This window comes from Aeromicrobium jepli (assembly GCF_047246605.1).
GTDB lineage: Bacteria > Actinomycetota > Actinomycetes > Propionibacteriales > Nocardioidaceae > Aeromicrobium.
The window spans coordinates 12,576-31,661 of sequence record NZ_JBFOKO010000014.1; the positions used below are offsets into that span (position 1 = coordinate 12,576).

At 64.9% G+C, this 19,086-nt stretch carries 18 protein-coding genes; 14 read left to right on the forward strand and 4 right to left on the reverse strand.

Annotated elements, in window-relative coordinates; translation table 11 throughout:
* The first annotated feature begins 151 nt into the window (after window positions 1-151).
* The 8 genes from AB3M81_RS17660 to AB3M81_RS17695 all read left to right on the forward strand — a co-directional run bounded on the left by AB3M81_RS17660 (window position 152) and on the right by AB3M81_RS17695 (window position 5,899).
* Complete coding sequence (locus AB3M81_RS17660) at window positions 152-1,276, forward strand: MoxR family ATPase (RefSeq protein WP_412905250.1); 1,125 nt, start codon at window positions 152-154, stop codon at window positions 1,274-1,276.
* 187 nt (window positions 1,277-1,463) lie between these two features.
* Window positions 1,464-2,204, forward strand: a complete 741-nt coding sequence (locus AB3M81_RS17665) for a hypothetical protein (RefSeq protein ID WP_412905251.1) — start codon at window positions 1,464-1,466, stop codon at window positions 2,202-2,204.
* A 66-nt stretch (window positions 2,205-2,270) separates the two neighbouring features.
* A complete protein-coding gene (locus tag AB3M81_RS17670; RefSeq protein ID WP_412905252.1) occupies window positions 2,271-2,789 on the forward strand; it encodes a hypothetical protein in 519 nt (172 codons plus the stop codon).
* Window positions 2,790-2,823: 34 nt separating this feature from the next.
* Window positions 2,824-3,096, forward strand: a complete 273-nt coding sequence (locus AB3M81_RS17675; protein WP_412905253.1) for a hypothetical protein — start codon at window positions 2,824-2,826, stop codon at window positions 3,094-3,096.
* Between the two features lie 97 nt (window positions 3,097-3,193).
* A complete protein-coding gene (locus AB3M81_RS17680; RefSeq protein WP_412905254.1) occupies window positions 3,194-3,493 on the forward strand; it encodes a hypothetical protein in 300 nt (99 codons plus the stop codon).
* A gap of 67 nt (window positions 3,494-3,560) precedes the next feature.
* A complete protein-coding gene (locus tag AB3M81_RS17685) occupies window positions 3,561-4,154 on the forward strand; it encodes a deoxynucleotide monophosphate kinase family protein (RefSeq protein ID WP_412905255.1) in 594 nt (197 codons plus the stop codon).
* 1 nt (window position 4,155) lies between these two features.
* Window positions 4,156-4,683 (forward strand): hypothetical protein, encoded by a 528-nt coding sequence (locus AB3M81_RS17690; RefSeq protein WP_412905256.1) that lies wholly within the window; start codon window positions 4,156-4,158, stop codon window positions 4,681-4,683.
* Between the two features lie 13 nt (window positions 4,684-4,696).
* Window positions 4,697-5,899, forward strand: a complete 1,203-nt coding sequence (locus AB3M81_RS17695) for a hypothetical protein (RefSeq protein WP_412905257.1) — start codon at window positions 4,697-4,699, stop codon at window positions 5,897-5,899.
* Window positions 5,900-6,178: 279 nt separating this feature from the next.
* On the opposite strand, the gene AB3M81_RS17700 is transcribed toward AB3M81_RS17695, so the two are convergent.
* Window positions 6,179-9,463 (reverse strand): hypothetical protein, encoded by a 3,285-nt coding sequence (locus AB3M81_RS17700; protein ID WP_412905258.1) that lies wholly within the window; start codon window positions 9,461-9,463, stop codon window positions 6,179-6,181.
* 46 nt (window positions 9,464-9,509) lie between these two features.
* A complete protein-coding gene (locus AB3M81_RS17705) occupies window positions 9,510-10,211 on the reverse strand; it encodes a hypothetical protein (protein WP_412905259.1) in 702 nt (233 codons plus the stop codon).
* Between the two features lie 29 nt (window positions 10,212-10,240).
* On the opposite strand from AB3M81_RS17705, the gene AB3M81_RS17710 reads away from it, so the two are divergent.
* From AB3M81_RS17710 to AB3M81_RS17730, 5 genes are all read left to right on the forward strand, one after another.
* Window positions 10,241-12,799, forward strand: coding sequence for a nucleotide-binding protein (locus tag AB3M81_RS17710; protein ID WP_412905260.1), 2,559 nt, complete (start codon window positions 10,241-10,243; stop codon window positions 12,797-12,799).
* Window positions 12,800-13,257: 458 nt separating this feature from the next.
* Window positions 13,258-13,806 carry a hypothetical protein gene (locus AB3M81_RS17715; protein ID WP_412905261.1) on the forward strand — a complete coding sequence of 183 codons (549 nt, stop codon included), beginning with the start codon at window positions 13,258-13,260 and terminating at the stop codon, window positions 13,804-13,806.
* A gap of 7 nt (window positions 13,807-13,813) precedes the next feature.
* Entirely contained in the window at window positions 13,814-14,275 is a 462-nt protein-coding gene (locus AB3M81_RS17720; protein ID WP_412905262.1) for a hypothetical protein, read from the forward strand.
* Window positions 14,272-15,123, forward strand: a complete 852-nt coding sequence (locus AB3M81_RS17725) for a hypothetical protein (RefSeq protein ID WP_412905263.1) — start codon at window positions 14,272-14,274, stop codon at window positions 15,121-15,123. Before AB3M81_RS17720 ends, AB3M81_RS17725 begins: the two co-directional genes overlap by 4 nt.
* Window positions 15,124-15,392: 269 nt before the next feature.
* Window positions 15,393-16,262 (forward strand): metallophosphoesterase family protein, encoded by an 870-nt coding sequence (locus AB3M81_RS17730; protein WP_412905264.1) that lies wholly within the window; start codon window positions 15,393-15,395, stop codon window positions 16,260-16,262.
* Between the two features lie 68 nt (window positions 16,263-16,330).
* Here the strand turns inward: AB3M81_RS17730 and AB3M81_RS17735 are convergent, their stop codons facing one another.
* Both AB3M81_RS17735 and AB3M81_RS17740 read right to left on the reverse strand, forming a co-directional pair.
* Window positions 16,331-17,290, reverse strand: a complete 960-nt coding sequence (locus AB3M81_RS17735) for a hypothetical protein (protein WP_412905265.1) — start codon at window positions 17,288-17,290, stop codon at window positions 16,331-16,333.
* A 119-nt stretch (window positions 17,291-17,409) separates the two neighbouring features.
* Complete coding sequence (locus AB3M81_RS17740) at window positions 17,410-18,249, reverse strand: LppM family (lipo)protein (RefSeq protein ID WP_412905266.1); 840 nt, start codon at window positions 18,247-18,249, stop codon at window positions 17,410-17,412.
* Window positions 18,250-18,405: 156 nt separating this feature from the next.
* Here AB3M81_RS17740 and AB3M81_RS17745 point away from each other — a divergent pair, with 156 nt between their 5' ends.
* Window positions 18,406-18,963: a hypothetical protein gene (locus AB3M81_RS17745; RefSeq protein ID WP_412905267.1), complete on the forward strand. Its 558-nt coding sequence runs from the start codon at window positions 18,406-18,408 to the stop codon at window positions 18,961-18,963.
* Window positions 18,964-19,086 lie beyond the last annotated feature (123 nt).

Consider the following 19,086-nt stretch of genomic DNA (forward strand, 5'->3'; position numbering starts at 1 on the left):
TCAAGGTCATGACTGTCAGGTGTGCGGGGCCGAGACATCGTACAGGTTGTCTCGGGATGTGAGATGCGATCGGGAGAGTGGCTGGTTCGGGTCTTAACCCGGTGTCAGAGCGACACGCCGGGCGAACGGCGACGACAGAATTGAGCGAATCATGGCTTTCCTCTCCACCCCCGAGATGCGTGTGATGGCTGCGTGCTTCCGAGCGCGCGTGCCCCTGCTGTTCGAGGGCTCCCCCGGTGTCGGCAAGTCCGCCAAGATCACCTCGTACCTCGAGAAGTGGGTGGACTACCACGACGTCATCATCGGCGGTATCCGTGAGGCGACCGACTTCCTCGGCCTGCCCGTCGCGACCCCGGAGGGTGGCGTGGTCAACTACCCGCCCATGTACGGCATCAACGCCAACAAGGCCAAGTCCGCGGCCCTGCTGTTCGACGAGTTGAAGACCGCCGCCCCGTCCACCCAGAAGGGCATGCTGCGTGTCATTCAGGAGGGCGTGCTGGGCGAGTTGGTCCTCGGTTCGCACGTCTACATGATGGCGGCCGCGAACCCCGTCGAGGAAGGCGCCGACTCGTGGGATCTGACTCCCCCGATGGCGAACCGCTTCTGCCACGTCGAGTGGAAGTTCGACGTGGACGAGTGGCTCAACGGTGTCGCCGACAACTTCGAGTCCACGCACGTGTACTCGGTCGAGGAACTGATCGGTCGCCCGGACCAGATGCGACGCTCCATCGCTGCCGCTCAGGTGACCGGCTTCCTGTACGAGCGCGGGTCGGAGTTCCTGAACCCGCCCGTGCCGACGAACCCGGCCGAGGCTGGTGGCGCGTGGCCGTCGCCGCGCTCGTGGACCAACGCAATCGCTGTCATGGCGGAGTTGAACCCGCGTGACGAGAAGGCCATCCTGCTGGCCGTGAAGGGACTGGTCGGAAAGAAGGCCGCCGCTGAGTTCATCGGCTGGCGCAAGTTGGCGTCGCTGCCGAACCCCGACGAGGTGCTGGCCGACCCGGAGAACGCGATCGATTGGCAGTCGCGCCCGGACGTCCTGTTCGCCATCGTTCGTTCGGTCGCATACATCGTGAAGTCGAGGGGCACGAAGGTCGCCTACGAGGCCGGGTTCAAGGTGATGGAGGCGTACGAGCGGCACAACCGTTCCGACGTGGCGTTGCCGTCGTTGAAGCAACTCATCTTGTCGTGCCCTTCCGACGCGACCATCCCGGCTGACATGCTGAACCAGTACTCCAAGTTGTTCGAGCAGGCGGGCATCCTCAAGGCCGCCTGACCTGTTCGACCTCAGGGTCGCCTCCGATAGGGCTTTCGCTCAGCCCTCGCGTCCCTGAAAGGGCCCCACGTTTCGCTCACGTGGGGCCCTTCCGTTTTGTCCACGATGCGAGATCGGATCGTGAATGGGTGGGGCTGCGGGCTTGAACCGGGTGAGCGAACGATTCACCTGAGCGAGAGGCACCATCATGGGTCACGAGAGCGTCACCGGAACCACCTTCGAGGGAACGACCGACGAGGCGTTGACGAACCTCGTCTGGGGTCTCATGGACGACCATCACGCCGAGTACGGCCACAGCCACAGCGTCCGCCAGTACTACACGGTCCGTCCCGGCGTCGCGACGGTCGCGCAGGCGTTCAACGCCGACCCGTATTCGTGCGAGTGGGCCCAGAAGGTCTACAGCGACGACGACGTGGTTGTGAAGACGCACCGGGTGTCGCTCCCGGTGTCGGACTTGTCGGTCGTGTCGAACTACGGAGCAGTGGAGGCACTGGTCAAGGGTTGGGCGAAGGAGAACGGCAAGCAGGTGCGCCGGTACTCGCTCGCGGAGGATGTTCAGGCCGAAGGTCTGCCGAAGGGTGTCACGGGCAAGGCGAAGGTCGTGCACGAGAAGTCCGAAGGTGAGGTCGTTTCGTTCTACGGCGTGTTCGATTCCCAGACCGGTGGGCGCATGCTTGCCAAGGGTGACACGGCCGCGGAGGCGAAGAAGGCTGCCGAGGCGTTCTTGATCGCGAACGCCTCCGACCGGTGGATGCGGTACTCGCAGACGTTCCTGCGCAAGGTCACCACCCGTGACGGCTCCGAGGCGCTGTTCACGTCGAAGGTTGTCCTGTCTCGGGGCAAGATTCATCTCGATGTGGAGGTCGAGTCGGTTCGCAAGGGCGCGGTCGCGAAGGGTTGGGCTGTCTCGCTGGACTGCCACATGTGAACCATTCACCGCTGCACGGTGCCCCTGCCACGTCATGTGGTGGGGGCATCGCGCATAGAACCGTCCATGACGGATACCCCCGACATCCTGCCCACTCACGCGCTCATGGCCTTGTGGGAGTCGCAACTGTCGTTGAACGACGACGAGTTCAACTTGATCACGTCGGAGATCGACCCGCAGAACCTCATTGGTGGTTCCATCATCGCGGTCACTTTCACGGCGTCGAAGTGGTCGTCGTCGTACATGGAGGGCGTCTACAACATCATGGAGGTCGGCCGGGCTGTTCGTCGGGTTGCTGAGGGGTGGCGCGATCAGCAGGCCCACTCGGCAGAGGTCGTGAACACCGTGGACGAGTACGGTCTGGCGCTGATCATGGCTCCACGTCAGACCGGCACCGGTGTCGAGATGGAGTTCTTCCTGCCCGGTGAGCATGGAACGCTCGAGACTGCGATGGCGTCGTTGGTTCCGTTGAACATCTTGTCGAACACCGCTGTCCAGTCGGGTCGCCATCGCGATGGTGAGTCGTTCCGGGCGTGGCTGCGTGAGTCGTTCTGGAAGTTGCAGGCGGGTCAGGGTCTCGTCTGATCGAGAAACCTTCAAGTGAAGCCTTAAAGATGGCATGACCAACGACATCTTCACCGTCACGTTCATCTCGACCGGCTTCGCCGCCCTTCTCGGGCTCGGACTGGTCGGCACTGTCGTCGTCGTCGAGACCAAGGCTCGCGGCCGCTTCACGCTCGCTGCTGTCGTCTTCGGCTCCGCATTCATTTCGTGCTACGCGACCGGCTTCAACCCGGTCATCTTCCTGCCCGTCGTCGTGGTCGGCTTCGCCGCCCTCGGCCGCGCCATGTGGGTCGCCAAGGAGGGCACGGGCCAGCGAGCCAACGCCTGACCGACGCCACGGCCGGACCCCGCCCCAGCATCTTGGGCGCGGGGTCCTGTCGTGTCCGGGGAGCGAATGTGGTCGTTCGACGTCGCATAGAACCGGCATGGACACCAACACGATGACCGGCACCCTCTCAGCCGAGTTCGCGACCCTCGGCGGCGTGTTCGTTCTCGTCGCGCTCCTCGGCTACGTCATCTGCCTGTGGGATCTGCTCCCACACCTGACCGAGACGCTCGAGAACCGCTCTGACGCGCTCGTGTACTTCCTCGGCCCGGCCATCGCCCTGACCGTCGCATCGATCGGTGTCTCCCATCCGGTCTCGGGCTGGTTCTTCGTCGCCGGAGGTGTCGCGCTGCGGTTCGTCAAGCGCAACCTCGACGCCGCCTCTTCCGCCGCGCGCTGACGCGTCGATGTGGGTCCGATCTGCCGCATAGAAACCGGCAGAGCACCACGACAGAAACGGACCTCACATGAGTGACAACCTCATCATCGGCTTGCACGGCTACCAGCGCAGCGGCAAGGACACCTCGGGCGACTACCTGCACGAGCGATTCGGCTTCGAGAAGGTCTCGTTCGCGGCACCGCTCAAGGCTGGCCTGTACGCGCTCAACCCGTGGGTCGCTGGCGCACCCGACGAGAACGGCAACCGTCGCTTCCGACTCCTGCAGAATCTCGTCGATGAACTCGGCTGGGAAGGCATCAAGGCGTCGGCCGAATGGAAGGACGACTCCCGTCGCCTCCAGCAGCGGTTCGGCACCGAGACCGCCCGCGAGACCTTCTGGGAGGACTTCTGGCTCGACCTCGCCGACCGTCACATGAGCGAGTCGCCCGTCACGAAGTTCGCGATCTGTGACGCCCGCTTCCAGAACGAGGTCGACTTCATCCGCTCCAAGGGCGGCATCATGGTCAACGTCGTTCGTCCCGGCTTCGGACCTCAGGAGAACCACAAGTCCGAGCAGGCCCTCGAGTGCGACATCACCGTCACGAACGACGGCTCCCTCGACGACCTGTACGCGAAGATCGACGCGCTCGTCGCGGATCTCGCCGCGTCCAAGGCGGCCTGACATGGCACGGCGCATCATCGTCGGTGACCTGCCCGACGACACCGGCAAGGACGACGGCTCCCTGTGGCCGTTCGTCATGCTGCACGGTGAACGAACCGTGTTCGCTGACACTCGCACCGAACTGGTTGGCGCGCTCATCCCCGGCTACGACGACATCGCCACCGGTGACGACGTGACCGCCCTCGTGGACCGGTTCGGTGAGTCCGTACGTCTCGCCAACACGTTGCAGGGGTTCATCGCCGGTGTCGTCGCGAACGACCCCGACGCGCCGTTCAGCCTCGCCACCGCAACCGAGGAGGAGTTGACCCTCTTCCTGTCAGACCGGCTCGACCGGCCCGTGGAGAACATCGGCGTCACGCACTGGGACCACGAGGTGCCACTCGTGCTGGTCACGACGATGTTCGAGCCGCACGACCCCGGCCACGAGATCCCCTCAGGGAACGTGCTGTGGATCGACCCGACCGACGAGACGACCTTCTTGGATTCGCTCGCCGACCTCGGCCAAATCCGCCTGTTCACCTCCTCGTGAAAGGGGGCACCCGGTGACTGACGAACCCCGAAGCAAGTCGTCCCGGTTCGCGAAGTTGCGGCGCCGTCGCACCCCCGAACCGGAGCCGACGCCTGCCGTCGAGGAACCTCAAGTCGGCCGACGGATCGCCCGCTGGGCCGACGAGTCAGACATCGAGGCCCGCCGGGTTGAACCTGAACCCGCCCCGACACCCGACCCGGAACCCACCGATGAGGAACTGGTGGAGATGTTCGCCGACCTCATCGACGAGTCCACCGGCGAGCCTGACCCCGAACCGGCAAAGCCGATGCGGATCCTTGGCACGCTGCGATTCAAGGTGACCCCGAAGCGACCCACACCAACCCCCGAGCCGGTCGATACGACCGCCGAGCAGACCGGTCCGACGTTCCTGCTGCCGCCGTACCACTACGGACAGCGACGCACCGCAAACATGTGGACGGCGTTCGCTTACGAACTACCTGACGTGACGGCCACCGGCAAGACCATCGACGCGGCACGCGAGAACGTGAAGGCGGTCCTGACGGACCTGCTGGCGGCCCGCGCGGCGGCCGGTGAACCGATCCCAGTACCCTTCGTCCCGAGCGTGGACCCGCAGTTCGGGCAGAGCCTGTTCGAACGTGCCGCACCGGTCGTTGAGCAGAAGCCGACGCTGGGCGAGCGCGCCCAGCGGACGTGGAAGAACCTGACACGCCCGAACCGTCCCGACATCCAGTGGAACGCCAAGAAGGGCGTCACGAAAGCGGAGGCACGCAAGCAGACCACCCGTTCTGCTGCCACGGCGACTGGCTGGCTGGTGACGGCCGCTGTCGCGTGGGGTGTGCTGTACGGGCAGACGGCTGTGAACCTCGACCGAGTGGACTCCGACTTGTACGGCGCGATGATCGCTCCAAGCGACCTGATCGTGTACTCCGACCCGGTGAAGGTGACGTCGCTCGACCGTGGCGACATGGTGCGGGTGACGCGAACGGACTCGCTGGTGGAGTTCGGCTACTTCGAGTCGGTGACCGCTGACGGCGCCGTGGTGTTGAACATCCCGACGCTCGATGAGAAGTCGACCGTGTTGGTTGATGAGGTCGCGACCGTGGACCAGACGCTCGACGGGTTGGCTCCGGTCGCTTCGGTCGTGCAGTCCCCGGCGCTCGCTGTGGCGCCGCTGGTTCTGTACGGTGCGGTGACATTGTGGTTGACGCGTCGCCGACGCTCCACGAGCACCTGAGGCGCGTCTTCGCGGTACGAGAGCCCCGGCACCTGATAGGTGTCGGGGCTCTCTTGTGTGCGGACCCATTCAGGGGATGCGGATAGGTAGGGTCCGTTCCCTCAGTCTCACATGATTCAACCGGTTTCCCCTCTCCACGACCTGCCCGGGCGACGCGCTGCTGAGGCACGTACGCGAGGCGTGTCGATGAGGTACGCAGAAGGGTGCTGCTTGGGCAAAGCAGAAGGCCCCCTGCATGGACGCAATGGGGGCCTTCTGATCTATGGGGTTATCGGTTCGTCACTCCTCACCGTCCTCGTCATCGTTCTCCACGAAGTCGTTGACCTGTCGGTACGACGAGATCTCCAGCAGCGTGGACAGGCGCACCGGAACGAGGTTGTCGGTGTACGTGCGCGCGTTGTTCAGGCGCTCACGAATCTTGTACGGCTTCGTCTTCGAGCGAGCCTTCGACTTGGTGAGCATCCGCTTGTCCAGCAGATCCTCCTCCCATGCCGCAGCCCACGACGAGTGCTCGACCTGACCGCCGGGAAGCAACCGCGGGAACGCCTTCTGCGCTTCGGCGAACGCGGTCGTCAGGTCGAACAGCACGCACGGCTCGTCATCGTCATCGACATTCGGCTGGATGAGGAAGCCGATGCTCGCGTTACCCATCGGGCGAAGACCGTTGTCGGTGCCACCGGAGACACCCCAACCGAGCGACAACGCGACCGACGTGTCGGTGTCGTTCGCCGCCGGAGGCTGGGAGAAGTCCGTGCCGTTGATGATGTGCGCCTTGCCCGCCGAGAGGGTCGAGTACAGCGCCTGCATCAGCGAGACACCCGGGGTGCGGGTCGCCATCGACTCGGACTGCTGAGCGATCATGTTCGCGATGGCGGCGCCCATCTGGCCGTCACCCATGCCGAACACCTTGCGCTCACGGGCCGACCAGCCGAGCACGGCCGTCATCTTGGACAGCCACTCCAGCACGACACGGTAATCAGCGAACAGTTCACCGACACGCTTCTTGGAGACGGTCAGGTCGCTACGCAGACGATCCTCCATCTGGTTCTCGGCCTGCTCGACGATGTGCTTGGTCTCGGTGACCAGCGCCTCCCACCCGCCGTTCACGGACGCGTAGTACTGCATGAAGCGGATGAAGTGCTGCGTCAGACGCGACGGCGCACCGTCACGGTTGTACAACTTCTCCATCTGGTCGGTCACGTCACGCGACTTCGCCAGCGAACCCTTACGCATCGTGATGGTGACCATGCGTTGACGCACCGACGTGCCGGACAGTTCGTTCTCGCCGGTGACCATGAGAGCCGTGTTCGGGTCGTTGCGCTTGGTCGTACCCATGAACTGGTTCGAGCGGTTCTTGCCGCCGCCGTTGAACTGGCTGCGGATGATGTCGGCGATCTTGTCCTCCATGTTCTGGGCCTTACGACCATCCACCGACGGGTGGTAGTCGTCGATGACCCAGACGGGGGCGCGAGAGATCGCCAACTCGATGGCGGTCGGGGTGTCCGACGCCGAACCGGGCAGGTCGTCCGAGGCCCACACGCCGGGACGTCGACCCCAGAAACCCATGAACGCGCCAGCGGTGAAGGACTTGCCTCGACCGGGGGCGCCGACGTTCATGATGGTGCCCTTGGGGCGCAGCGGCACGACCGGACGCAGCGCGGCCGCGATGATGAGCGGGCCGACGCCCGGCTCGGTCCACGGCTCGTTGTGGATGTAGTGCGTGAGCACCTTGCGCAGATCCTTGTCGACCTCGGCGCGGTACTCCTCGTCGTCGAACGACATGTGCTGCAGCACCGGGTCGCCGACACCGAACGACAGGGCACGGTTCAGGTTCGACTCGCCGACGCCGGGGGCGGTGACGGTGTCCTCGTCCTTGTGGCTGATGACCTGCTCACCGACGATGAACGACGGGATGGTGGTCGAGTCGCCAACCGGCACCCAACCCATGCGGGTCCACACGGTCGGCGCGGAACGCTCCTCGATGCGGTGCTTCTTGATGGCGCCGAGCCACGAGTGCTCGGTCGTCTTGCCACCACGCGGCGGCCACGCCGGGTGGGCGGTGACCTCGGGAGGGATGCGGGCGCCGTGACGGTCCCACTGGTCCGGTCCGTAGTTCAAGATGGAGTGCGGACCGACGATGATGTGGGTTTCGACGTTGCCGTCGACGTTCTTCCACGTCACCTCGACCTCGACCTCGGATTCGATCGACTCGTCGTTGTCGGACACGCCCGCGCCAAGGACACCGGTGGTCATCTCGACCTCGGACGGGGACCGCTTCTTGGAGATCTTGGTGATGCGACCACCCATCGGGATCCGCACCTCCCAGTAGGCACCGATCTGCTTGCCGGTGGCCTCGTCCTTCTGCGGCATGCACTCCTCGACGGCGCAATCATCACTGGTGACCCGCCAGTGACCGATCATGGAAACGTCATCGTCGTCCGGGATGGGCGGCAGCGAATCGTGCAGGCAGGTCGAGACGAGACGATCCCACGTGCCGACCGAGTACAGATAGTCGTCGATCCCCATCTTGGGGATGTCACCACCGTCGGACGGGTTGCCGCGCGGGGTCAGCAACTTGACCGTGGCCTTCTTCTTCGCTTCGAGCAGGCCCCACATCTGGTTCGCGGCGATCCACACGAGACGGTTCTCGTCGACGTCACCGTCGATGCCGATCCAGACTTCCTTACCGTCGAAGCGGAACGAGTTCCACTCGGGGTTGTTGCGGAAGTTGTAGACGCCGCCGATGCACAGGACCGGGATGCGCAGGTGACGCTCGAGGCGGTTCATGAGCATGTTGAGCCGGTCGAGGTGCTCGGCGTGGGTCTTGACCTCGGTGACGAGGAGGTCTTCGTCGCTGATCTCCTTCGAGGCGAGAAGCATGCCGGTGAGCGCGGCGTCAGCCTTGAACAGGCCTTCGGCCACGAGCCACGTGTCGACGTGCTGGCGGCGGTTCTCGTCAGAGGACAGCCACTCGATCGGGGTGGCGGGGTGCAGTCCGACGATGGACGGGTCGCCTGCGACGAACTCGTACTTCGCGACGCGTTCCTTGACGGTGCCGTCGGCCTTGATCTCTCGGTGAACGCGGGGGCTCTCGGGCCGGTACTGGATGGTGGTGGACTCCGGGGTGACGCCGTCCTTCTGGTAGTAGGTGGCGATGTCGGCGCGGTACCACGGCATCAGCAGGACGTCGCCCTCCTTGAGCGACTTGGACAGGCCCTTGCCCTGCTTGGTGCTCCACTCGGGCAGACCGTACTTCTTCTTCGCGGCGGCCCGGTTGGTGTCGTTGATCTGGGCGTAGCCGCGCGCGGCGGCGACGATGGGGGCGATGGCCGAGGAGTGCATCTTTTCGGCGGTCGGACCGAAGATGCCGAGGATGGCGTAGTCGGCCGGGGTCCACGGGATACGCGCCTGACCTTCGAGGAGGTCGGCGACGGAGAGGCTCTCGGGCACGGCGGGCACGTCAGCGGTGGTGGGCTGCGGCGCCGGAGCGGGTGTGCTGGCGGGTTCGTCGAAGGTGTCGAACCCTTCGGCGGTGCTCTGATCGAAGTCGTTGTTTGCGTCCATGCCCGCTTCTATGCGGCTGGGCTCAGCCACACTCAACAACGAGGGATCAGGTGAACGAGAACCGCTCGTAATCCTCGTCAGGAATCCGGTACGGCTCAACCTGTTCAACGAGTTCTTGTTGCACGCGTGGCAGACGCCCGGGGTCAGGGTTGTCCACCCAGCGGCGGGCGCGAACGGTCCACTCGAACATCTGCGACACGATGAACGGGTCGTCCTGCCCGGAATAGACACGGCGCCGGTGTACGACACGTGTGACAGCGCACCACAAGATCTCGCGCATGGTGGGGCCAGACGAGGTGACGGACAACTTCCGTTCCTCCACGAGCGCCGATGAGATGTACGTGGCGGCTTCCAATACGGACAGGAAGTCGTGGCTGGCGAAACCGATGAGGGCGGCGGCGTTCTCATCTAGATCTTCGGCGACTCCGGCGAGCGCCAAGTCCATGTACCAGTCGGAGAACTCGGGAACGATCATGTCGGCGACGTCACGGCGGGTACCGAACGCACGCTTGGCCGAACGAGATCCTGTCACTGACGGTGCGGGAACGCCCGGACGGTCGGCGATGATGGGCGGCCGACCGTCACCGGGGTAGATGGCGGCGGACAGGTTCCGCCACGGGTCTTGACTCGGTAGCGACCCCAGCAAGGTCACCATGAGGCCGCTCGCCCACGCACACACGTACTCGGGTTCTCGATAGCAAGCCTCGTCCACTTCACGATCGATGTCCTCGCGCGCCTTGGTGCTCATCAACGGCTCGCACATCGCTACTGACCAATGTGCGAGGGCCTTCTGCGAGGGAACGGGGTTCACTTGTTCCACGGTCTCTCCTGTCTGGACGCCAGTCTCGAAAGACGGTCAACGGGGGCTGTTTCGACTGGTTTTCCAGACCAAATTGCTGTCGTATCGGGGTTCGATACGCACTCTCTTGCCATATCTTGTCGCATGTAGGCGCGATTGGCAGTGTATGTGTGCGAGGCGAGTTGCATAGAAGGTTCGTGACTGAAACGAACGAAAGCCAAGCCATCGCGCTGGTGTCGCTGCCCGAAATCGCTGAGGCGTTCGAGAACGCCGGATATCGGGTCGTGACTGACACGACCATCCAGACCGCCTTGAAGGCGGTGACTGCCGAGGTGAAGGCAGGACCGGTTCCGGTTCTGGTGACCAACGTGGGTCCGGCGTCGCTGCTGCGCACCGGCACGCGTCGAGCCATCACCGGCAACGACGGCGCTGCCCCCGTGGCTGTCGTTGTGCTCGACGGCGGGTACACCGACTTCATGCCGGACCGGGCGCGAGTGATCAACACTCCGTGCTCGTTCAACGAACTGCTCGATGCGCTTGACCTCCCTCACGACTCGTCTTTCGACACACTGGGAGTCTCGTCCGACGGCTCTGTCGTGAGTGTCGATCCGGGCTCCCAGTCGACCAACGATACAACATACGATAACTCGGACGCCACTGTCCCGGGTGCGGATGTGATGCCGGGCGAGTCCTCGGAGGCCGAGTCGTTTTCCGAGCCCGTCGCTGTCCCCATTGTTCCTGAGGTGCCTGCGGCGCCGGAGCCCGAGCGTGCCGCCCAGTCACACGGCGAGTTCGTTGCTCCTGCATCGCAGGTGCCGCAGGTTCCCGACGTCCCGCAGGTGCCGAGCGTGCCCACGGTTGATGTCGCGGTGCCTGCCGCCGTTTCGGCTCCCGTGGTCCCGGACGAGGCCGAGGATGAGGCCGAGGAGACCGGGCCGGTCATTCCCGCCGACGTTATCGCCCGCGGCAAGAGCCAGCCGGGCGAGTGGATCCTCCAGTACGACGCGTCGGGTGAGCAGACCACTGAGTCGGCTGTCGGCGCGTGGTACTCGAACCTCGACGGCGAGATCGTGCCGGAGTTCTACGAGCCGAACCCGCGCTACGTGCCGGTGGAGCGTCGTGTCCGCGCCAGCGATCCGGTCATTCCGCAGGTACCTGAGGTGCCCGCGTTCGAGCCGCTCGAGGGCGAGACGGTCAAGCCGGTCTGCGCCGACGAGCCCGCTGTGGATCTCGAAGAAGAAGAGGACGTGGATCTGCTGACGTCCGGTGGTGAGTCCGTCTCCGAGGACATGCGCCACGAGATCGACCATGACGTCGCCACGACCACCGAGACGACGTTCGTTCCGGCCGACCTCGATGAGCCTGCCGCTCCCCCGGCGCTGCCGGAGCCGGTCGCGCCCGTGCTGCCTGAACCGGTCGTTCCGACGTACGAGGCGCCCGTCGCACCGCCTGTCGCTCCGCAGGTTCCGCTGGTTGCCGATGTCGAGCCCGCCCGACCCCAGTACACGACCCCCGAGCCGGTCTCGCCGGTGCCGCCCATCCCGACCTCGGTTCCCACCCCGGAGCCGCAGGCCTTCACCCGTCCTGTCGAGGAGCAGCGTTTCGTGACCGCCACCCCGACCATCGAGTCGTCCGCCGTCGAGCGCGATGACGCGTACCTCGACGTGCGCAAGCGCCCGCACGGCAAGGGTGACGTCGTCATCGTGTGGGGAGCCAAGGGTGGGGTCGGCAAGACCACCACGGCGCTCAACCTCGCGCAGCGTGCTGCCGCTTCGGGCCTGCGTGTCGTCCTCATCGACGGCAACTTCGGGCAGGGCGACATCCGTCAGTACCTGCGTCTGGCGAAGGCGAACATCCCGTCCATCTACGACGCGGCGATCAGCCGTGAGTTGAAGGACGCGTTCGTCGGGCCCGACACCATCAACTACTACCGGCCTGAGGGTCTGGACGACATCAAGTTCGTGTACGTCGCCGCGCCGCCGGAGCACCTCGCCGACATCTCGATCGTGACGCCGGAGTTGTACGCGGCCATCATCGCCGAGTCCACCCACTTCGCCGATCTGGTCGTCGTGGACACGCAGATCGTCGAGACCATCGACACGTCCGGCATGGTGACGCGCCTCATCGAGCCGCTCCTGCAGGAGAACGCGTGGGGTGTCGGCGTCTCGGACCTGTCTGCGCCCGGCATGGCGAACCTGTTCAAGCGTCTCGAGCGGTTCGAGGGCGAGGGTGTCCCCTCGACCCGGATGCTCACACTGCTGAACAAGGTGTCGCGTACCGCGAAGTTCAACGAGACGACGCTGGGCAAGACGCTGAGCAAGAACAGCAAGTTCCTCGGCACCGTCTACCACGACGACGAGATCCACAACAACATGAACCTCGGCCGCACGGCCGTCGAGGTGCTCGCCCTGTTCCCGATGCTCGACACCATCCTCGCGACCATCACCGGCCAGCAGCCGCCGACCGTCAACCTGTCCAGCCCCACCCCGGCCAAGAAGCGCAAGCGTGGCCTTTTCGGACGGAAGGCCAGCAAGTGAAGTACGACGACGATTCCCGAGCCATCGCAGAGTCGTTCGGCCGCCACGCGTCGCTGCACGTCGTTTGCGCGAACTTGCACGACATGATCATTGGAGATAGTTCGAAAGAACTACTCGCCAACCAGTCCGAATTTCCTAGTCATGCCGGGCTATTCATCGCTCCGTCATGGGTGTGGGCCTACCCCCGCATCGACGTCGGTCACAAGGGGATCAACAGCGCTGGCGAGCGTGTCCGACTCCCTATCCGTGTGACATGGACCACTTCCCCCGTGGCAATCTTGGACAATTCCACTGTAACTGCGAGTTGGCAGACGAACGGGATGGGACACTCTGCTGTCGGCGAAACACACCTCGCCACGACCACTTCCCCGGACCCTCTCGCACACCCGCTCGGACTTCCCGAAGCCAACGAGATCCCCGAGCGAGCGGTCATCCAGACACTGACCAAGGGGGAACTGGTGGAGGCGCTGACCGCACTGGTGGAGAACGGCAAGAAGGCCCAGTGGGCTCTCATGGCCCAGTTGCAGCCGTTCGTCGAATCCGCCGTCGAGTCGGCCCACAAGGTCGTCTCCGCCGAGGTCTCCCCCAACGGCCAGCCCGTCCTCGACATCACCGGCCGAGAGCACGTCGTCACCACACTCATGTTCGGCGACGACGACAACACCGACGGCTCCTCGATCGTCCTGAACCTGCTCGGCCGCTGCAAGACGCCCGGCACCTTCATCAAGGTCGACCCGTGGATGTACATGCGCAAGGCCATCAGCAGCGCCGCCGAGTCCGCCATCCGTCGCTCCATCAACGACCCGCACATCGGCCGTAAGGTCCGTCGCGTCGCCGAGGAGATCGGCACCCGCGACGTCGAGGCCGTGCTCGTCGAGTACAACAAGCGGTACCCCAACGACCGCCTCGCCAAGAAGCGCGCGCTCGCAGCCCTCAACGCGGGTTCGGACGCGATGGCAACGTGGTCGCCCCTGCCAGAAGTGTCACCCCTCAGTGAGAGGGTGTGAACACGCAATGACACAGACCCGACCGCCGCTGCTGGCACCCGACGAACTCGCCGAAGCGCGACGTCGAGCCAGCCGCACCCGAGCCGAATGGCTCGTCGCCATCACCGAAGGAGTAGTGACGGTCGACGACCTCATCCGGGCCGCGTGCGAGCCAGATGGCAAGCCGCTGATGAAGATCAGCCTCAGCCAACTACTCCTCGCACAGCCCGGTGTCGGCAAGGCCAAGGCAGAGCGAGTGCTTCGCAAGACGCACACCGCCCTGTCTGGTCGCGGAGATGACAGTCAGCCGTTGCAGACCGTCGCCAACCTCGTCGACCCCCGCTCAGGCGGCCGACGCTACGTCGCTTTCAGGGACGCGCTCAGTGACCGACAGACCCCGGTCACAGGGTTCCCATTCGCGCCACTCGTTCACGACGAGGCGCCCGCATTCACACAGGGTCATCTCGGGAACAGCAGGTACGGGGCATGAACACGGACACTACGCACGACGAACTGCGCGACATCCTCGTCGCGACGGAACCTGAACGGAAGGTGCTGATCAACGCGTTCCTCGCGCGACGCAAGGCGATGTTCATGCGTCACGGGGCACAGTTGTGCAGCCACTTCCGGCAGAACCGCAACGCCATGCTCGACGACCTCGCACAGATCGTCTCCATGTCCGCGTACGAACTCATCCTCGAGATCTGCGCTAAGCCGAAGTTGCTCGACGAGATCGTGTCCTTCGACGCCGTGGTCAAGAAGCGCGCCTCGAACGCCACCTACCAGTTCGTGCGTTCCAACGCGGTCACTCCGCTGTCCGGCATGGGTAACGTGGAGCGTCGCCGGGCCCTCATCGCGAAGACCCGCAAGATCATGACCGAGAACACCGGCGTCGTGCCCTCCGACGATGAGGTCATCGCCGAGACCAACCGGCGCCTGTGGGAGACCAACAAGGATCCGAAGCGGTCCGGGTTCCTCGTCTCCAAGGCCGACCTCAAGAGCAACATCGCCGTCACCTCCATCATCGAGGAAGTGGACCGACCCGACACCACGGACATGCACCAGCCTGACCGCACCGGTGCCCTCGGTCTGCACGCCGGGGAACGTCCCCGCTTCTTCAAGTTGGTGCGCGACCGACTCGCCTTCCACGACGACCTGCGTATCGGTGACATCGCCGAGTACTGGCTGCGGTCCGGCCTCGAAGGGGAGATCCCCACCGGCAAGGAACTGGCCGACGAGTTCGGTCTCGACGTCACCGTCGCCCGCGCCCACCTGCGTGACATCCGGGTCGCCACCGCTGCCGTCCTGCAATCCATGCAGGAGGACGTAGACGCCTGACGGCTGTCGTCCCCGTCTCGCCGCATATCAGACAAGACCACCCATACAGGAGGTCAGTCAGATGAAGCGGATCGCTCGAGACGGGGACGAAGTTGAGGCCTACAGCCGAAAGGCACGACGCTGGTACTCGTGGCGCGCCGGGGAACGCAAGCGCATCAAGCGTCGCACCCACAAGCGCGAACGTCACGAAGGTCGCGTCGTCGCGAACTCTCTCGCCGAGTGGTCCTGACCTCGCCCCCGCGCCCGGAGCCGGTGACCCGTACGTCACCTTGACCGGAGCGGGAAGCAAACGCGTCGTCATCCTCGGTGACATCGGCGGCCAGTTCGACGCGTTCGAGAAAGTCTTGCGTGAACTGGGCATCGACCCGTCCGACCCCGTGCTACCCGACGGGATGACCCTCATCCAAGTCGGCGACATCCTGCGTGTCGGTGGCGCGTTCCCTGAACTGGACAACTCCGAGTGTGTCGCGCTGGCCGACGCGCTCATCCGCGTGAACCCTCACCGGTACATCCAGTTGGTCGGCAACCATGAGGTCGCCGTGCTCGGTGGTCGAGGCAATTACCTGTGGGGTGAGCAGGCTGAACTCGACCCGATCGTCGGTGACTGGTGGGCTCGAGGACTCATGAAGGTCGCCGCCGTCATCCGTCACCGAGACCGACAGATCCTCGTCACGCACGCCGGGCTGACCATCGGGCTGTGGAAGTCTCTCGGAGCACCCACCGCGGTCGGCGCCGCCCGGCTGCTCAACCAGCACGTCACCGGCGACATCAACAACCTCATCATGCCCGGGCAACTCATCAACGGTGTCCCATCGTTGTCGGCCGACCCGGTGAACGCGCTCGCCGGGACCGAACTCCTGCCCGGCTGGCTCGCGTACGGCTCCCCCGGGTTCGACCAGATCCACGGCCACTCCACAGCGTGGGCTTGGCAGGACGACGGCTGGTACGGCAACCCCTTGGAGCAGATCCGCCAGAACTCCATCGTCGACCACGCGACGCGCCGCTACTGCACCCTCATCGACGCGTCAGCGAACGCCAGCGAGTCCACCATCACCTGCGTGGACTGGAAGTACCTCATCGACCATGACACGCGCACGTGGCCCCTGCTGTCGTTCGAGGACGCCGCCGTCATCGCCTGAACCCACAAACGAGAACACCCGCACCCTGAACCCATCGGGCTCGAGGTGCGGGTGTCTTGGCGTCCGGGTCAGCGCATGTCGTTCAGGACCGGCTTCACCAGAGGGAACACCGTGTCGTACCACTGGGCGATCATCGCCTCGTGGGTGGCGGCGCGCTCGGCGCCGACACCCGAGTTGAGCACACCGAGCGGAACCGAGTGAGCGTCCTTGTAACGGGCCAGCGCAACCTCACGGAAGCGCGGGTCGTCCGGCTCGACGAGCGGGAACTTGTACCGGTCCTTGGCGAGCCAGCGCACGAACTCACGCTGGGCGTAGTTCGCGCCGACGGTCGCGGCGTCCACCCGGGCGAGCATGTCCTTCGTGTAACCCTCGAGACGGCGCGCATCGGCGACGTCATGGAGAGTGTCGAGATACGACTCGCCGAGCGCGGACTGGTCCTTCTCCTCGACCAGCCGCTTGAAGTCCACGTCGAACGTCCACGTGACCACACCATCTTCACCTTCGGCTTCGACCGGGATGTCTCCGGAGGTCAGTTCCTCCCATGTCATCGTGCCGCGAACGGTCTCGATCTCGACGGCCATGTTCTCGTGGTTGGACCACTCCGACTTCACGGCCTCGTACGCGACGGCGCCTTCGCCGGGCTTGCGGGTGCCCCACGAACCGGTCGAACCTTCCCAGTCCACCTCGTCGGTGCTGGACAAGTTGGCGTGCAGGGTGAGGGCGTTGACGGCGATCTCGGAGTTGTTCGAGTTCAGCGGGCCCGGGAAGTCGGGGGTGTTCGCCGGGAGTGACTCCATGACCTCGATGAGGTCACCGGCGACCATTGCGTCGAGCGTGTCGCGCTCGATGAGGTCCATGTCGAGGATGCCGCGATGGGCAGAGGCGAACTCGTCGCGGGCCGCGTGGTTGATGCCGCTGTTGGTCTCCGGCAGGCGGACGGCTTGGAAGCCGACCTCGCCGGGCTTGGAGGCCGCGTTGTGGCCGCGACGGTCGCGTCGCGGTGCGAGGGCCGTGTCTGTGTTGCTCACCATGAAAGGTCAGGTGTGTGGGGGCTGGTGGAGGACTGTGGGGTGCCCACATGACGAGACCGCCGGACACCCGTTGCGGGGCGTACCGGCGGTCTCGTCGAGAGTCGAACCGTGACGGTTCAGGGGCGGTCGTACTGGTCCCAATCATCTTCGTCACCGGCGCCGGGCGCGAGGTCGTCCCCCTCGTCCGTAGCGAACGGGCTGACCCGCGACTCGCGCGGCGCACCGTCGACACCCGGGTCGCCCGGCACGTCGGACTGGTCACGCTTGCCGGACTTCGCGACCAGCGCGACCCCGACGGCGCCACCGGCGACGATGAGCAGGCCGACCACCAGCAGGACAGCCGTGTTGGAACCGCCCTCACCCTTGTCGAGCGCGGTGATGGTCAACGTGGCGGGGATGGCCTTCAACTCGTCCTTGGAGTCGAACAGGTACACGACCTTGTTCCCGTCGATGGCGCCGCCGGGCGCGGAGGTCACCTTTCCGGGGAACTCGAACTCCATCCGCAGGATCGGTGAACCGGTCATCGCGAAGTCGTCATCCTCATCACTGACAGCCATGTCGGACGTGTCGAGGACGACCGTGAACTTGCCGTCGGCGTGGGTGACCTTCGAGTTGTCCTCGTCGTTGTCGTTCAAGTTGTTGATGGTCGCGCCCTCGAACGAGAACTTACGCCCCTTGTAGTCGCCTTCCTTCCAGTTGGAGACCTTCGCGTCGGAGAACACACCGTTCTCGTCGTCGGACTGCATTTCCTTGCTCATCTCGCCCCAGAAGGCATCCTCGTCCTCACCGGACATGGAGATGAGCGCGTCGAGTGCGTCTTCCTTGATGCCGACCGCGAGGTGACCGTCGACGGTGTCGTCGGCGTTGAACTTCATAGACATGTCCATGCGGTAGCAGCCGGACAACATGAGCAACGCCATCAACGTCGTCACGACCAGCAGGAGTGGCTTCTTCATGTGGTTCTTCCTGTTCGTGGGGTCTACCTCTCCACATGCGGCGACCGGGCGATCGGAATCTGTGACGGTGCGGGCTTTGGAAGGTCATCAGCAGTGCCGGACAGGCCGACAAGCGCCCGTCGCGGCCGTCACGTCTCGCACACCTTGGAGTCCTTCATGTCGGTTCGTCGCAGCAGCAACTACACGCCCGAGCGCATCGCGCACGCGAGCCCGGACGAGCGGCTCGAGGCGGCGACCGACCCTCACACCCCGTTCGAGATCCTGCACGCTCTGGCTCAGTTGCCCGGCAGTCACAACGCCCGGGTGCGTGGGGCCGTGGTCGCGCATCCGTCGTTGAGCGTCGAGACGCTCGTGTTCATGGCGGACGACGAGGAGACGTCGATTCGTCGGACCGTCGCCGGGCACCTGAACACGCCAACTGACGTGGTGAACCGTCTTGCGTTCGACGTCGATCAGTCGGTGCGGACGTTCGCTCTGTCGAACCCGAACATCGACCCCGGGGTACTGCGCGTGTGCGTGAGCGACCCGACGGTCGAGGTCGCCATCGCGAAGAACCCCGAGACGCCCGGTGATGTGCTGGTCACGCTCGCAGGATCCGCGCGGGCCGAGGTTCGCCTGCTGGTCGCCAAGCACGACAACCTGAACGACGACGTGTTCAACATCCTCGTCAACGACTCCGACGTGAAGGTCATCAACGCACTGCACGTCCCGTGAGGGGCTCTTTGCCGCTTGCGGCGGCGCCCAGATCGACGAACGCCCGGGCCAGACGCCTGTGAAGGCTGCCCGACCCGGGCGTTGTTCTCGCAGCCGATGGACGTGGACGGCAACGACATGTCA

Coding starts and splice junctions, on each gene's coding strand:
- AB3M81_RS17685 (WP_412905255.1), top strand. CDS start 3,561: ATGAGTGACAACCTCATCATCGGCTTGCACGGCTACCAGCGCAGCGGC.
- AB3M81_RS17720 (WP_412905262.1), top strand. CDS start 13,814: ATGACACAGACCCGACCGCCGCTGCTGGCACCCGACGAACTCGCCGAA.
- AB3M81_RS17700 (WP_412905258.1), bottom strand. CDS start 9,463: ATGGACGCAAACAACGACTTCGATCAGAGCACCGCCGAAGGGTTCGAC.
- AB3M81_RS17690 (WP_412905256.1), top strand. CDS start 4,156: ATGGCACGGCGCATCATCGTCGGTGACCTGCCCGACGACACCGGCAAG.
- AB3M81_RS17670 (WP_412905252.1), top strand. CDS start 2,271: ATGACGGATACCCCCGACATCCTGCCCACTCACGCGCTCATGGCCTTG.
- AB3M81_RS17660 (WP_412905250.1), top strand. CDS start 152: ATGGCTTTCCTCTCCACCCCCGAGATGCGTGTGATGGCTGCGTGCTTC.
- AB3M81_RS17745 (WP_412905267.1), top strand. CDS start 18,406: ATGTCGGTTCGTCGCAGCAGCAACTACACGCCCGAGCGCATCGCGCAC.
- AB3M81_RS17680 (WP_412905254.1), top strand. CDS start 3,194: ATGGACACCAACACGATGACCGGCACCCTCTCAGCCGAGTTCGCGACC.
- AB3M81_RS17705 (WP_412905259.1), bottom strand. CDS start 10,211: ATGAGCACCAAGGCGCGCGAGGACATCGATCGTGAAGTGGACGAGGCT.
- AB3M81_RS17675 (WP_412905253.1), top strand. CDS start 2,824: ATGACCAACGACATCTTCACCGTCACGTTCATCTCGACCGGCTTCGCC.
- AB3M81_RS17665 (WP_412905251.1), top strand. CDS start 1,464: ATGGGTCACGAGAGCGTCACCGGAACCACCTTCGAGGGAACGACCGAC.
- AB3M81_RS17740 (WP_412905266.1), bottom strand. CDS start 18,249: ATGAAGAAGCCACTCCTGCTGGTCGTGACGACGTTGATGGCGTTGCTC.
- AB3M81_RS17725 (WP_412905263.1), top strand. CDS start 14,272: ATGAACACGGACACTACGCACGACGAACTGCGCGACATCCTCGTCGCG.